Genomic DNA, 14520 nt, shown 5'->3' with positions numbered 1-14520 from the left:
TATATGAGCCTTTAAAACTCGCCCTTGGGAATGCATAAGCAGCATGATAACTGCACAAAATTCACTTGATGTAGAACAACTATATCGTCATACATTTCGTTTGTTCTAATACTGCTTATGTCATTCTGAGAGACTAAATAATTAATCAAGTTGGTATAAATTGGTTAAATCTTATCTAACTTACTCTGCAAGATACTCAACTACTTCTAAACCAAAGCCCGACAGTGAGTGGTATTTGGTTTGTGAACTCAATAAACGCATCTTGCTAACACCTAAGTTAGCTAAAATTTGCGAACCGACACCAACGTTACGCGAACCAATATGGCGCTTCACTTCTTTGATAGTCTCGCCAGCATCAAGCTTGGCGTATTTTTCAACTTGCTCAATTAAGCTTTGCGGTGACTCGTGCTTACCCAGTAACACCAATACGCCACCTTCTTCAGCAATGCGCTCTAACGCTTTGCCAATTGGCCACTTATTGATGCTATCGCGCTGGCTAAATAATAGATCGCGGAAAGTGTTTTCCAAGTGCACACGAACTAAGGTCGGCTCTTCAGCTTTGATTTCACCTTTGGTCAGTGCGAAATGTGTTTGGCCATCAATGGTGTCTTTGAATACCGTTAGATCAAAATCACCAAAAGCGGTTGGCAGCTTACACTGTGAAATACGCTCAATCGTGGTTTCATTAGCATTGCGGTATTCAATTAAGTCGGCAATGGTGCCCATTTTAATACCGTGCTTTTCTGCGATTTTTTCTAAATCAGGACGACGCGCCATGGTGCCGTCTTCATTCAAAATTTCAACAATCACCGCTGCTGGCTCTAAGCCTGCTAAGCGCGCTAAATCAACACCTGCTTCGGTATGGCCAGCACGATTTAACACGCCACCGTCTTTAGCAATCAACGGGAAAATGTGGCCCGGTTGCACAATAGAGTTTTGGTCGGCATCTTTTGCCACCGCCGCTAAAATCGTGGTTGCGCGATCCGCTGCTGAAATACCCGTTGTTACACCCTCAGCAGCTTCAATTGATACGGTAAAGTTAGTGGTAAACTGTGCGTCATTTTTTTCTACCATCAAAGGTAACTTAAGCTTTTGACAACGCTCAGCCGACATAGGTAAACAAATCAAACCACGACCGTGAGTAGCCATAAAGTTAATCGCTTCTGGCGTTACCAACTCGGCAGCCATAATGAAGTCACCCTCATTTTCGCGATCTTCATCATCCATCAAGATCACCATTTTACCGAGCTTGATGTCATCAATAATTTCTTGTGGCGTATTTAATTGCATAGCTGCCTCTTGTTTAGCCTTTCGTTACTTAATAAAGCCACTGCGTGCTAGTAAGTCATGACTAACACCAGAGGAAGTGGTTGGCTGATGGGATTTTGTTAATAAACGCTCGATATAACGAGCAACCACATCAACTTCAATATTGAGCTTAGTGCCGACTTGGTAGTCAGCAATGATAGTTTCTTGCGCTGTGTGTGGCACAATCGTTAAGCGGAATTGGTCACTGGCAAGGCTATTAACCGTTAAGCTTACGCCATCAATGGTAATAGACCCCTTTTCCGCGATATAAGGGGCGATATCCGCCGCCATCGTAATCCAATAATCCCAGCTATTACCTGATTGTGTAATCGACGTTACTTCTGCTACCGCATCAACATGGCCTGAGACCATATGACCGCCAAAGCGCGTTGTTGGTAGCATGGCTTTTTCCAAGTTAACCTTTTGGCCTACTTGATAATTCGCAAAGCCGGTGCGCTTTAAGGTTTCGTTTGAAACATCTGCGGTAAAGCTGCTATCGCTATAGTGCACGACCGTTAGGCATATACCATTGGTGGCTATTGAGTCGCCTAATTTGACATCAGCCATGTCTAATTTACCGACATTAACGGTAATCGCAGCCCCTTGCTGGTTCATTTGAATCGCTGCGATGGTGCCCACAGCTTCAATAATTCCGGTAAACATATCTTTTCTCTTTACGTTATAAGCTCAATGACTTACCGCGCTTAGCTTTGACAAAGCTTAACGACTAGTAAATTGCGCGGTCACTTTAATATCTGTGCCAACCATAGTGACATCACGAATATTAAGCGCCTTTGCTTGCTTAAGTTTTGTAATACTTGGCATTGCGCATAAGCCTTTGCCATCAGCCCCCATCAATTTGGGCGCTTGATACAAGATTAATTCATCTACCAAGTTTTGTTCGATAAACGCACCAGCTAAGCGCTGACCCGACTCAAGTAAAATATCGTTTAAGCCAAGCGTGCCGAGATAAGCCAACGCCGCCGCTAAATCAATTTTTCCATCATGTTCTTTTATCGCTACTTGGCTGACAAAATGCGGCCAGTCTTGCTCATTTTCAACCTTAGTTCGCAGTAAAATTAAGGGATGAGGAGATTCGAACATCGGCAAGTCTGGTGTTAAACGCTGCTGACCATCAATCACTACTCGCACTGGCTGACGTAAAGCCTCTGCAGGATAATCGCTGGCAAGTGAGCCAAGCTCTTGATGTCGCACGGTCATTTTCGCACCATCCATTAACACAGAGTCAGCACCCGTCAGCACAGCACAGCTTTGCGCGCGCAAACGTTGTACGTCTTTACGTGCTTCTGGAGAGGTAATCCACTGACTTTCACCGGATGCCATTGCCGTTTGACCGTCCAAGCTGGCTGCAAGTTTACAACGAACATAAGGCATTTGGGTGCGCATCAATTTAAGAAAGCCTTGATTGAGCTGCTCGGCTTCATTAGCAAGTAAACCATAGGCAGTTTCAATACCTGCGCCTGCGAGCATATCAAGGCCACGACCGGCAACTTGCGGATTAGGGTCAACGTTGGCGGCAATCACTTTTGCCAAGCCATTATCAATCAAGGCCTGTGCACAAGGTGGTGTGCGGCCAAAGTGTGAGCAAGGTTCCAATGTGACATATGCTGTGGCACCACGTGCCTGCTCACCTGCTTCACGCAATGCATGAACTTCAGCATGTGGCGTACCAGCTTTTAGATGCGCACCTTGGCCAACAATTTGACCGTGTTTAACAATGACACAACCAACACGAGGGTTAGGTGAAGTGGTGTAATGCCCTTGTTTTGCCAGCTTTATGGCTAGTGCCATATATTGATGATCTTGGTTGCTAAATTGTGTCAACGTTGTTCTCAATCAAACCTAACTTAAACTTTAAAATACACCTAAAAAACTTAGATATTCTGCTTGGTGTTTTGTTACTTCTCATCGCCCAGACGAGCAATCTCTTCACCGAACTCTTTGATATCTTCAAATGAACGATATACCGAGGCAAAGCGAATATAAGCAACTTTGTCGAGTTCTTTAAGCTGCTCCATAATTAAGTTACCTAGCATTTCTGAGTCTAGCTCGCGCTCACCGGTTGCACGCAATTGCGATTTAACCTTATTTACCGACAGCTCAATTTTTTCGATGCTAACAGGTCGCTTTTCCAGTGCACGTTGCAAACCGCTGCGCATTTTGTCTTCGTTAAACGGCTCTCTTGAGCCATCGCGTTTAATAATACGCGGCATCACCAATTCGGCAGTTTCAAAAGTGGTAAAACGCTCATGACACTCGCTACATTCGCGACGACGTCTGATTTGGTGACCATCAGCCACAAGTCGTGAATCGATCACTTTAGTATCAGTTGCAGAGCAAAAAGGACAATACATGAAATCGCTCGATAGGTTTTAAATTGTCGAGCATTTTAATCGAAAACAAACAGTTAAGCGAAAGCTTTATGATGCCTTTTATCGCAATTAGGTGAGTAAATGATATACCCATGCTGTTTCAAGATGCTTGAGGTCAGCGCTGTCACAGGGATTCAATGTCAAGGCGCAGCTTGCCGGAATGGTCACTCCCTTTCAATAAGCTGCAACGCAGAGATTGAATTCCTGTGAAGCGCCCTCTCTCTACCTCAAAAAAATGGGTTGGATTAAAAGCGATTTATGCTGCTTTATTGATTTTGCTTTCCATGCAACAAAAGAGGTGCGTTCATTCTCTGTAATCAATGCCTTCCCTAAAGCGCTTTTAATTCCAACTGAAACAAGCACTTTGAAGTAGCATGGGTATTTGACACACCGAAAACAGCAAACTAGCAGCACTCGGTGTGTTTTAACTAACTAAGACAGCTAGCCATGAACGATGCGATTGTCGATAAGATCATTAACGACACTTGGGTCGGCTAAGGTTGAAGTATCGCCGAGATTCTCCAACTCATTTTCCGCTATTTTACGCAAGATACGGCGCATGATTTTACCAGAGCGTGTTTTTGGTAAACCCGGCGCAAATTGAATGTAATCAGGCTTAGCAAAGCGGCCTAGCTCTTCTGCGACCAAGGCTTGCAACTCTTCGGTAAGGGATTGTTGGCAGTCAACTCCCGACATCAAGGTAACGTAGCAGTATATGCCCTGTCCTTTGATTTCATGCGGATAGCCAACCACTGCTGCTTCAGCCACTTTAGGGTGCAAGACCAACGCACTTTCGATTTCTGCTGTTCCTAATCGGTGACCGGAGACATTAAGCACATCGTCAATGCGGCCGGTGATCCAGTAAAAATCATCGGCATCACGCTTAGCGCCATCACCTGTAAAATAATAGCCCGAGTATTGGCTAAAGTAGGTATCAAAAAAACGCTGATGATCGCCGTATACAGTGCGCATTTGTCCAGGCCAGCTGCCTGTCATCACTAAGCGACCACGTGCTTCACCCTCAAGAACGTCGCCCTCTTTGCTGACAATCGCTGGTTTTACACCAAAAAATGGTTTGCCCGCCGCACCTGGTTTCATATCGACAGCCCCAGGTAGTGAGGTAATTAAAATGCCACCAGTTTCAGTTTGCCACCAAGTATCAACAATTGAACAGCGGCTTTGGCCAACCACTTCATAATACCAGTGCCAAGCCTCAGGGTTAATTGGCTCGCCAACCGTGCCTAACAAACGAATACTTGAGCGGTCATGCTTTTCTACCAGTTCATCACCTTGCCCCATTAGTGCACGTATTGCCGTTGGTGCGGTATAAAAAATATTAACCTGATGTTTCTCACACACCTGCCAACATCGTCCTGCATCTGGATAAGTCGGTACGCCTTCAAACACTAAGGTCGTTGCACCATTGGCCAATGGACCATAGAAAATATACGAATGACCCGTTATCCAACCGGCGTCAGCGGTACACCAATAAATCTCACCTTCTTGGTAGTCAAACACATATTTATGCGTCATCGCGGCATACAAAATATAACCGCCACAGGTATGCAGTACCCCTTTAGGTTTACCGGTTGACCCTGAGGTATAAAGAATAAATAAAGGGTCTTCAGCGTCCATCACTTCAGGCTCACACATTGGCTCGTAGTGATTAATCACTTCCTGATAATTGACATCTCGCTGATCTTGCCAGTTAACTTCAACGCCAGTACGTTCGACCATGATCACCGAGTGGACATCGGGGCAATCAACCAGCGCTGCATCAACATTTGCTTTCAGCGGTATTTTTTTACCGCCACGAACACCTTCATCAGCAGTGATCACTACCTGACAGTCAGCATCTAGCACACGTGCTTTTATCGATTCGGTAGAAAAACCGCCAAACACCACTGAGTGCACCGCGCCAATGCGTGCACAAGCGAGCATGGCATAGCCCACTTCGGGGATCATCGGCATGTAAATACAAACTCTATCGCCTTTGTTAACACCGCGAGCTTTTAACAAATTAGCCAAACGACAGACGTTATCGTGCAACTCTTGATAGCTAACTCGAAAGTCATCCGTTGGCTCATCACCTTCAAAAATAATGGCGGTTTGGTTTGCTTTACTCGCTAAATGGCGGTCGATACAGTTGTAGCTAACATTGAGTTGCGCCCCTTTAAACCAACTGATGCCTGCGGTTTGAAAATCAACCTCAGAGACTTTTTCCCAAGGTTTATACCAATCAATAAATTGCTCTGCTTGTTCAGCCCAAAATACGTCTGGTTGTTCAATCGATTGCTGATACATTTGCTGATATTTATTAGCGTTAATATGTGTATTTTGTGTTGCCTGTGGTGATACCGGATAACGGCTCAATAGTTCCTTCATATCCTGACTCTTATTGTTGTAATAGTTTGCTGTATTAGCGTGTATATGTTGTATTAGCGTGTTGTAATCGTTTGTTTTTATTATTTTTTGATAGTGGATAAAAACGTCTGCGCTAGCTGTTCATTTATGTTTCTTCTTGTGCTGTATTCGAATGTTTTGGCTTCATTCTTAATCGCTTTGTATAAACTATCATCAAATTATCATTAGCACTACACCTTGACTTCTGTCTGTACTACTACAGCAATGCATCTAGCTACGCTTGCCGAATAGCAACTTCTTCCGCTCCTCATTGAAATGCTATTCGACCACTTACTTAGCAAGTGGCGCCAGCTAATTTTATGAAGTTTTTGTTTAACTATTTATCTAACTAATTATCTAACTATTTATCTAACTAAAAGGTTCGTTGCAGATTTCTAGTTTTAGAATTTTTCCCAACCGCGCCATTGCTGCATTTAAAGTGCAAAAAAGCAGGAAAAGTCAACAGGATATATTAGCGAATCGGAACGCTACTTTTAGTGGCAAAACTTCTCAAAATTGAAATTTATGTTCTACAGTTTAGATAGCTAAAATTAGAGGACAAAGTATGAATTTTCTTTATCGACTTTCTATTGCTCAAAAAATTTATTTGATACCAGTAATAGGCACGATCAGTTTTACCATTTACCTCGCCCTCTCCATTTTTAATGCCACTAACAACGTTGAACAGCTTTCACGCGTTAAAGACGTTCAGTTTCCTGTCGTCCAGTTATCTGAAGCTGCTGCCGTTGATATTGTAAGGCTATCGGAAATTCTCAATGCTGCGGTAACCACAGGGGATGAAGATGGTATTGCTTCAGCAGACGAGTTATCAGAAAAGATCATCGATTCCATCACCCAAATAGGTGCAACTGACCAGCAGTTTATATCTGATCAGCAAAGCCTGTTAAACGACTTCAATAGCTATTACCAACAGGCTAGAACGCTGAGCAGTGGCATGATCAATGACACCATAGATTTTGAAAAATTGCCCGAAATGGGTAAAGCCATGAATGCTGCCTTTGAGCAGGCAAAAGGTGGTCTGGAAAGCTTTAATAAAACGCGAGTACAAGAATTTGAGCAGGCAATTACCGATGCTAATAGCTCCGCAGAAACCTTAGTTAATATTGGGTTTATTGTCGGTATTATTACGATTATTCTGCTATTTGGCACCGCAATACCGATTATTTCAGGCATTAGATCGTCGTTATCGAGCGTAGTTAATTCTTTGCAAGACATCGCAGAGGGTGAAGGAGATCTAACGGTACGACTAAACTCGAAAAGCATCGATGAAATAGGTGAGCTTGTTAATCGCTTTAATATGTTCATTGAAAAGCTGCAAAACACCATCAAACAAGTGGTCGATATCGCCTTACCGCTTTCACAAATGGCAAACTCAGTCAGTGCTAATGCGGAACAAACCAATACCATTACTCAGCTCCAACAAGATGGTGCACACAACACCAAAGCCGCTGTTGATGATTTAAACCACAGTGTCAAAAGCGTTGCTGATAGCGCCGCCCTAGCTGCCGACACAGCAACACAAACTCGTACAATTTCTACTGAAGGCGCGGATGTTGTTGCCAAGACGGTTGAAACAATTCACCAACTGGCGAAAACCGTTGAAGATTCTTCCGAAGTGATTGACCACCTAGATAGTGACGCTAATCAAGTAGGCGTTGTGCTTGACGTGATCAGAGGCATTGCCGAACAAACTAATTTATTGGCGCTTAACGCAGCAATTGAAGCGGCGCGAGCGGGCGAGCAAGGACGTGGTTTTGCCGTTGTTGCTGACGAGGTGAGAACGCTGGCTTCTAGAACACAAGACTCGACGGTTGAGATTCAAACCACCATTGAAAAGCTTCAGCAAGCTGCCCGTAAAGCTGTAGGAGCAATGAGCAATGGTCGATCGTTGGCGGAAAGCAGTGTTGAACAAGTGACCATGGCGGGCACTTCGCTTGCAGAGATTACTACATCAGTTTCTCAAATCAGTGAAATGACCACCAATATAGCTCACGCGACCGATTCGCAATCACAAGCTGCAGGCCAAATCGTGTCGCATGTAGACGATATCAGCCAAAGCACCAATCAAACTCACAGTGCTTCTCAAGAATTAGCGTCAGTGAGCAGCGAATTAGCGGGCTTAGCACACAACTTAGAAATTATTGCCAAAGGCTTTAAGGTTTAAAGGTTTAAAAATTCATGCAAAAACAAACCATTTAGCCTTAATTATTAAATTATTCCACAGAGGGTCTCTCATAATGAAGAAACAATATCTCGCAACCGCAATTGCCACAATATTGTGCGCTCCTCAAGTGCTTGCTCAAATAGAATTTAACGGTTTTGGCTCAGTTCGAGCCAGCTATTCGGATTCTGACGAGGGGGCTCCACCCTTTACTTACCTTGATGAAGGCGAGGTCACCTTTAAAGGCGAGTCCTTGTTCGCCTTGCAAGCCAGAGGAGAGCTGGGCGAAGGCCTGTCAGCGACAATTCAACTTTTCGCCGAGGGCAGAGAAGACTTTGATGTCGAGGCGAGGTGGGCATACCTTAGCTATCAAATTAACGATATACACCAAGTACATATAGGTAAGCTCGCTAACCCAATCTTTCACCAATCCGAATATGAAAAAGTTGGTTACGCCCACAACTTTTCGCGACTGCCAACAGCGGTTTATTCGAATTTCGAATTTGCCACAATGGAAGGTATTTCACTAAACAGTCAGTTTTCACTCGCTGATGGTGATTATACCTTAGATACCAAATTGTCATTTGGTAACTGGGATGGCGGCTTATTTCTATCAGCCATTGGCGGTGAAGTACCCTTAGCACTAGATCAAATAATCTCGGTGAACCTCACTTTATCTAGCGATTGGTGGAAAGTGTTTGCTGGGGTATTCACAGCTGAAATTCAAGCAGAACAGTTTGACCAAGCAGTGGTGTTGGCAAGCGTTCAACCTGGTATCGATTTAGCCCTTGCTCAAGGAGCAACCGCCAATGATGTTAATAACTTTATTAACGGTTTGGGCTGGCACGAGAAAGATGGCCTTTATTGGTTTTCCGGTTTTGGTATCGACTACAATAATATATTGCTTGATGCAGAATATGTTAGTTACGGCGTTGAAGAATCTTCTGACTCGACAAATGAAGGTTGGTACGTCGCACTTGGCTATCGCTTTAATGAATTTGTCATTACTGTTCACGCAGAAGAACAAACACAGGAAATTGACTACAGTGAGGGATTATCTGGGGTGCAATCGCCAATTTTATTGGCAACGGGGCAAACTTTTATCGAGGTGTTAGGGCAACCAGAATTTGATGCGGTTGGCATTACACTGCGATATGATTTTCATCCCAATGCGGCATTCAAAGTCGATTATATTAGTGGAGATCATACTCGCCCAGATATAGGTGATTACTCTATCATGTCCGCTGGCATTGATGTTGTTTTCTAGGAGCTCATTATGAATAAATTAAAATTATTATTGTTGTCTTCGTGTTTCACGGCCTTTAGCAGCCAAGCAGTCACTGTTATTGTGCACCCTTCCAATGCCGATGCCCTTGATAAAAAGGCGGTCAAAAAAATATTCTTAGGAAAAACTAAGAAGTTTCCTAATGGCGATGAAGCAATTCCTATTGATCTAAAATCTGGGCAACTCAGAGGAGATTTTCTCAAAGCCGTTGTTGGAAAATCTGAAAGCCAATTTAAAGCTTACTGGTCAAAATTGGTCTTCACTGGTAAAGGCCAAGCCCCGAGAAGTGTTGATTCTGAAGCCGAGATAGTCGATCTGATCAGTAAAAATCCAAACTTAATCGGCTATGTCAGTGACGGGGCTGTCAACGATAGTGTTAAATCGGTTGGACAGTTCTAACTAAACATTAGTCATATCTAACTAACCATTGGCGAGCTCTAAATAAGTTAAAAAACACTTATAGCGCTACTCTATTGCCGAATACTGAAAAGCTTCAGTATTCGGCTTTCTTTATCCTATTCACTTTCCATAAAACAACGTGCAAGTGATAACACTTTTCCATAAGACTTTTTACATTCTGATTTGTACTATTAACGTAGAATAACCACTTTATCTTATTGTTATCTGGTGATTTATGAGTGACACACTGATCATAATTCTTCTCACGACCTTAGCGGGCTTATGTATTCCACTCGGCGCCTTTTTCGCCAGTCACGAAAACATTCAAAATCAATGGTTGGAACAAGAGTTTCGCCATTTTGTTATCGCATTTGGTGGCGGTATTTTACTCGGGGCGACAACACTCGTACTAATTCCCGAAGGCAGCTACTATATTGAGCCTGACTCACTAAGCGTAGCTATTATTTTGGCTGGTGGTATATGCTTTTTCTTACTAGAGCGTTACCTAGGATTAAAGCGGCGGGAAAACCCTCAGCTAATGGGCATGATTCTAGACTATATTCCGGAAGCCATTGCATTAGGCGGCTTAGTTGCTACGCAATCACCAACCGCGTTGCTACTGGCAGTGTTAATAGGCTTACAAAATTTGCCGGAAGGCTTTAATAGTTATAAAGAACTGCAAGCCAATAAAGTAAAAAACACAACAATTTTTAGCTACATGTTCATTCTTGTTTTTGTTGGCCCTGCTGCTGGTTTAGCTGGATTTTATTGGCTCTCAAGCAATCAAAGCTTGCTGGGCATTATGATGCTATTTGCGGCTGGTGGTATCTTGTATTTAATCTTCCAAGATATTGCCCCACAATCTCGCCTAGAAAAACACTGGGCGCCACCACTAGGTGCAGTACTTGGTTTTTGTTTAACACTCTATGGTCAACAACTGCTAGGACACTAACCGCAGCCCTAGCGTCTATTAGAGAGACAAAACAACTAAATTAAACTAAACAAAACAATTGAATAAAAAACCGAGCAAACTAAAAAGCCCGTAACTATGAGGTCACGGGCTTTTTTAGTTACTTGTTGAAATTAGTTCAACATTAGAACTAAAGCTGAACCATATCACCTTTACTCTGCAGCCAATCTTTGCGATCACCAGAGCGTTTTTTCGAAAGCAGCATATCCATGGTTTCCATGGTTTCATCGTGTTCATCTACAGTAAGCTGAACTAAACGACGCGTATTTGGATCCATGGTGGTTTCACGTAGCTGCATAGGGTTCATTTCACCCAAGCCTTTGAAGCGCTGTACATTGACTTTACCGCGTTTCTTTTCCGCTTCAATACGGTCTAACACACCTTCTTTCTCACTTTCATCCAGTGCGTAATACACCTCTTTGCCGATATCGATACGGTATAAAGGTGGCATCGCCACATATACATGCCCCGCGCGAACTAGTGGTAAGAAGTGTTGCGTAAAGAGCGCACACAATAATGTCGCGATATGAAGTCCGTCTGAATCCGCATCCGCAAGAATACAAATTTTACCGTAACGCAGTGCAGATAAATCTTCACTGTCTGGATCAATACCCAGTGCAACGGAAATATCGTGAACCTCTTGCGAAGCAAGAATTTGGCCTGACTCCACTTCCCAAGTGTTAAGAATTTTACCACGTAGCGGCATCACCGCTTGGAACTCGCGATCGCGAGCCTGTTTGGCACTACCGCCAGCTGAGTCACCTTCCACTAAAAACAGCTCGGTTTTTTCTGGATCTTGGCTACCGCAATCGGTCAATTTACCCGGCAGAGCAGGCCCTTGGGTGACCTTTTTACGGACAACTTTTTTACTGGCTTTTAAGCGGCGTTGAGCGTTTGAAATACAAAATTCAGCAAGCGCTTCGGCAATTTCAGTATGTTCATTTAGCCACAAGCTAAATGCGTCTTTAACCACACCAGTAACAAAAGCGGCGCATTGTCGCGATGACAAACGCTCTTTGGTCTGACCGGCAAATTGCGGGTCTTGCATTTTCACCGACAAGATAAAGCTACATTTATCCCAAATATCATCAGGCGTTAGCTTCACCCCTCTAGGGATCAAGTTACGGAACTCACAAAACTCACGCATCGATTCCAACAGGCCTTGGCGTAAACCATTAACATGTGTACCACCTTGAATGGTTGGGATTAGGTTTACATAACTTTCAGAAACCGTTTCACCACCTTCAGGTAGCCAAGTAACTGCCCAGTCTGCTGCTTCATGCTGTGCACTAAAGCTGCCAATAAATGGCTCTTGTGGCAGGCTAACACTGTCACCAACGCTTTCTTTAATGTAGTCACTTAGGCCATCTTCATAACACCAAACGTGCTTTTCGCCTTCGTTTTTGTCATGGAATTTGATGGTTAAGCCAGGGCATAAAACAGCCTTCGCTTTAAGTAAACGTTTTAACTTAGTGGTTGAGAATTTAGCCGAATCGAAATAACTAGCATCTGGCCAAAACTTCACGCGAGAGCCAGTATTTCTGCGACCTACTGTGCCAGTTTCTGTCAGTTCTTGTACTTTTTCACCGTGCTCAAACGCCATTTCAAACACTTTGCTGTCGCGTCTTACCGTCACTTCAACGCGTGTCGATAGCGCATTAACGACCGAAATACCGACCCCGTGCAAACCACCAGAGAACTGATAGTTTTTATTAGAGAATTTACCGCCAGCGTGTAGCTTACAAAAGATCAGTTCCACGCCTGAAACGCCTTCTTCAGGGTGAATATCCGTTGGCATACCACGGCCATCATCAATCACTTCTAACGACTGATCTTTATCTAAAATAACCGTGATGTTTTGGGCAAACCCCGCTAAGGCTTCATCCACCGAGTTATCAATAACCTCTTGCCCTAAATGATTAGGTCGATCTGTGTCGGTATACATGCCAGGACGGCGGCGTACGGGCTCTAGGCCACTTAAAACTTCAATGGATTCGGAATTGTATTGTTCACTCATCGGGTTTTCTAATCGTCGTTATTATTTTAGTTAGGCGTTTACTAAATCTAGGAAATCAGTGATTGCTGGTAACATATCAGCGAAATTAATAAAGCTGTGATCACCACCTTGCTGCACAATTAATTGGCTATTGGAGAATTTGTTCACGGCAAGTTGGTAATCTAACACTTCATCCCCTGTTTGTACCATGACTTGATACAAGTTTTCTGTGATTTTTTGCTGTTCAAGCAGCTTAAGTTCGGCCATATGTGCTGACTTTACTTCATAGCGCTCTTGCGTATAGGGGTTGGTTTGCCAACCAATATAATCGCTAAGTAACAAATAAGGTGTAATTGCAGGATTAACCAGAACCGCTTTACATTGATACTTTTGTGCTAAATAAGTTGAGAAATAACCTCCCAACGAAGAGCCGATAAAGTGCCAGCTAACATCAGTTTTGCTGTTGATGATTTCTTCTAACTGCGCAATCGCAGCATTAGGTGAATTCATTATTTGTGGGCAGTGAAACTCCACTTCTGGGCAATGTTTTGCCAAATAGGTGCGAGTGAGTTCCGCTTTCATTGATTGTGGCGAAGAATTAAAACCGTGAATGTATAAAACCTCTTTAGACATAATAAAGACTCATCATAATGTGCTTAATAACCTCAAGTTAGATGGACAACCTTAAGCTAAATAAACTTTGAGCTAAACAAGCTTAAGTTAAATAAACAACCTGCGTTTTAATATCACCATTGGCGAAGAAATCAAACAAACGATACCCGGGTTGTAAACTCTCTGCGATAAGTTGTTCTGTATCGAGAGCAAACTTAATTGACGTTGCTGGGCAGGTATAAACCGGTACATTTCTCAGTCCCGATTGTGCAGGAATATCAAAAGCACGGTGCACGTGACCGCAGGCAATACCTTTGAGTGAACGCCAGTTGTTCATACATTGCCAAAATTCACTATGGTTGGTTAACCCATGGCGATCAATAAAGTAACCCAGATCAACTGGGTGGTGATGCATAAAACAAAACTGAAACAGTTCTTCATCTGCTTTATCATTTTCTAGGCTACTGTCATCGCTCACGCTATTTTCTGCGTTGCTATTGTTCGTGCTTAAGTTTACCGCAGCAGAAACAAATTCACTCAGTTGCTCAATATCAACATAGCCAGCTGGCGTAGCAGATTTCGAATTAAGCAAATGAAAGCGCCAGTTTCTCTGTGAAAATGATCTTGCTTGGTTAAATGGTTTACCCGTCAGCACATCATTTAACACAGTAATATCATCGTGGTTACCAGCAAGAAAGTAGACGGTTTTATCGCATAACAGGGTTTCAACAAGTGCCTTAAAGCGGTGATAAGACTCTACTGTATGATCTTGTGTTAAATCACCAGTGAACACCACAATATCAATCGCCTTGTTATTGGCAATGTGGTGACAAGTCTTAACAAGGTTTTGATAAACATCTGCGCCATAATGCATCGCTTGCTTATCAGCAAATAAATGGCTGTCGCTAAACTGAGCAATCGTAAAACAAGGCGCAGAGTCAAGGTGTTTGGTCATGGTGTTTCAGCAAAGTT

Annotated in this window: 12 protein-coding genes; 4 read left to right on the top strand and 8 right to left on the bottom strand. The window is 43.2% G+C overall.

Annotated features, from left to right (window positions below; all coding sequences use genetic code 11):
• Nucleotides 1-180: 180 nt before the first annotated feature.
• From ribBA to acs, 5 genes are all read right to left on the bottom strand, one after another.
• Nucleotides 181-1290 carry a bifunctional 3,4-dihydroxy-2-butanone-4-phosphate synthase/GTP cyclohydrolase II gene (gene ribBA, locus ACSLUR_RS15930; protein ID WP_116001123.1) on the bottom strand — a complete coding sequence of 370 codons (1110 nt, stop codon included), beginning with the start codon at nucleotides 1288-1290 and terminating at the stop codon, nucleotides 181-183.
• A gap of 24 nt (nucleotides 1291-1314) precedes the next feature.
• On the bottom strand, nucleotides 1315-1971 hold the full coding sequence (locus ACSLUR_RS15925; protein ID WP_116001124.1) for a riboflavin synthase: 657 nt from the start codon (nucleotides 1969-1971) through the stop codon (nucleotides 1315-1317).
• Nucleotides 1972-2028: 57 nt separating this feature from the next.
• Nucleotides 2029-3153, bottom strand: a complete 1125-nt coding sequence (gene ribD / locus ACSLUR_RS15920) for a bifunctional diaminohydroxyphosphoribosylaminopyrimidine deaminase/5-amino-6-(5-phosphoribosylamino)uracil reductase RibD (protein ID WP_448556189.1) — start codon at nucleotides 3151-3153, stop codon at nucleotides 2029-2031.
• Nucleotides 3154-3227: 74 nt separating this feature from the next.
• Nucleotides 3228-3683 (bottom strand): transcriptional regulator NrdR, encoded by a 456-nt coding sequence (gene nrdR, locus ACSLUR_RS15915; protein ID WP_116001126.1) that lies wholly within the window; start codon nucleotides 3681-3683, stop codon nucleotides 3228-3230.
• Nucleotides 3684-4142: 459 nt separating this feature from the next.
• Entirely contained in the window at nucleotides 4143-6086 is a 1944-nt protein-coding gene (acs, locus tag ACSLUR_RS15910) for an acetate--CoA ligase (RefSeq protein ID WP_448556187.1), read from the bottom strand.
• A gap of 583 nt (nucleotides 6087-6669) precedes the next feature.
• Between acs and ACSLUR_RS15905 the strand changes: the two genes are divergently transcribed.
• The 4 genes from ACSLUR_RS15905 (at nucleotide 6670) to ACSLUR_RS15890 (ending at nucleotide 10922) form a co-directional block, all read left to right on the top strand.
• On the top strand, nucleotides 6670-8289 hold the full coding sequence (locus tag ACSLUR_RS15905) for a methyl-accepting chemotaxis protein (protein ID WP_448556185.1): 1620 nt from the start codon (nucleotides 6670-6672) through the stop codon (nucleotides 8287-8289).
• Nucleotides 8290-8362: 73 nt separating this feature from the next.
• A complete protein-coding gene (locus ACSLUR_RS15900; protein ID WP_448556183.1) occupies nucleotides 8363-9553 on the top strand; it encodes a porin in 1191 nt (396 codons plus the stop codon).
• A gap of 9 nt (nucleotides 9554-9562) precedes the next feature.
• On the top strand, nucleotides 9563-9970 hold the full coding sequence (locus ACSLUR_RS15895) for a type 2 periplasmic-binding domain-containing protein (protein ID WP_116001131.1): 408 nt from the start codon (nucleotides 9563-9565) through the stop codon (nucleotides 9968-9970).
• Between the two features lie 235 nt (nucleotides 9971-10205).
• Entirely contained in the window at nucleotides 10206-10922 is a 717-nt protein-coding gene (locus ACSLUR_RS15890) for a ZIP family metal transporter (protein WP_448556180.1), read from the top strand.
• A 148-nt stretch (nucleotides 10923-11070) separates the two neighbouring features.
• On the opposite strand, the gene parE is transcribed toward ACSLUR_RS15890, so the two are convergent.
• The 3 genes from parE to ACSLUR_RS15875 form a co-directional block, all read right to left on the bottom strand.
• Complete coding sequence (gene parE, locus ACSLUR_RS15885; RefSeq protein WP_448556178.1) at nucleotides 11071-12957, bottom strand: DNA topoisomerase IV subunit B; 1887 nt, start codon at nucleotides 12955-12957, stop codon at nucleotides 11071-11073.
• Between the two features lie 30 nt (nucleotides 12958-12987).
• Entirely contained in the window at nucleotides 12988-13569 is a 582-nt protein-coding gene (locus tag ACSLUR_RS15880; RefSeq protein ID WP_448556176.1) for a YqiA/YcfP family alpha/beta fold hydrolase, read from the bottom strand.
• A gap of 82 nt (nucleotides 13570-13651) precedes the next feature.
• Nucleotides 13652-14503: a metallophosphoesterase gene (locus ACSLUR_RS15875; protein ID WP_448556174.1), complete on the bottom strand. Its 852-nt coding sequence runs from the start codon at nucleotides 14501-14503 to the stop codon at nucleotides 13652-13654.
• Nucleotides 14504-14520 lie beyond the last annotated feature (17 nt).

It is taken from the genome of Thalassotalea montiporae (assembly GCF_053485855.1).
The sequence above is the reverse complement of the archived record's forward strand: the minus strand, read 5'-3'. Positions and strand labels throughout refer to the sequence as shown.

What these genes read in the sequence shown, in the direction of transcription:
- ribBA (WP_116001123.1), bottom strand. Translation starts at nt 1,290, where the DNA reads ATGCAATTAAATACGCCACAAGAAATTATTGATGACATCAAGCTCGGT.
- ACSLUR_RS15925 (WP_116001124.1), bottom strand. Translation starts at nt 1,971, where the DNA reads ATGTTTACCGGAATTATTGAAGCTGTGGGCACCATCGCAGCGATTCAA.
- nrdR (WP_116001126.1), bottom strand. Translation starts at nt 3,683, where the DNA reads ATGTATTGTCCTTTTTGCTCTGCAACTGATACTAAAGTGATCGATTCA.
- acs (WP_448556187.1), bottom strand. Translation starts at nt 6,086, where the DNA reads ATGAAGGAACTATTGAGCCGTTATCCGGTATCACCACAGGCAACACAA.
- ACSLUR_RS15905 (WP_448556185.1), top strand. Translation starts at nt 6,670, where the DNA reads ATGAATTTTCTTTATCGACTTTCTATTGCTCAAAAAATTTATTTGATA.
- ACSLUR_RS15900 (WP_448556183.1), top strand. Translation starts at nt 8,363, where the DNA reads ATGAAGAAACAATATCTCGCAACCGCAATTGCCACAATATTGTGCGCT.
- ACSLUR_RS15895 (WP_116001131.1), top strand. Translation starts at nt 9,563, where the DNA reads ATGAATAAATTAAAATTATTATTGTTGTCTTCGTGTTTCACGGCCTTT.
- ACSLUR_RS15890 (WP_448556180.1), top strand. Translation starts at nt 10,206, where the DNA reads ATGAGTGACACACTGATCATAATTCTTCTCACGACCTTAGCGGGCTTA.
- parE (WP_448556178.1), bottom strand. Translation starts at nt 12,957, where the DNA reads ATGAGTGAACAATACAATTCCGAATCCATTGAAGTTTTAAGTGGCCTA.
- ACSLUR_RS15880 (WP_448556176.1), bottom strand. Translation starts at nt 13,569, where the DNA reads ATGTCTAAAGAGGTTTTATACATTCACGGTTTTAATTCTTCGCCACAA.
- ACSLUR_RS15875 (WP_448556174.1), bottom strand. Translation starts at nt 14,503, where the DNA reads ATGACCAAACACCTTGACTCTGCGCCTTGTTTTACGATTGCTCAGTTT.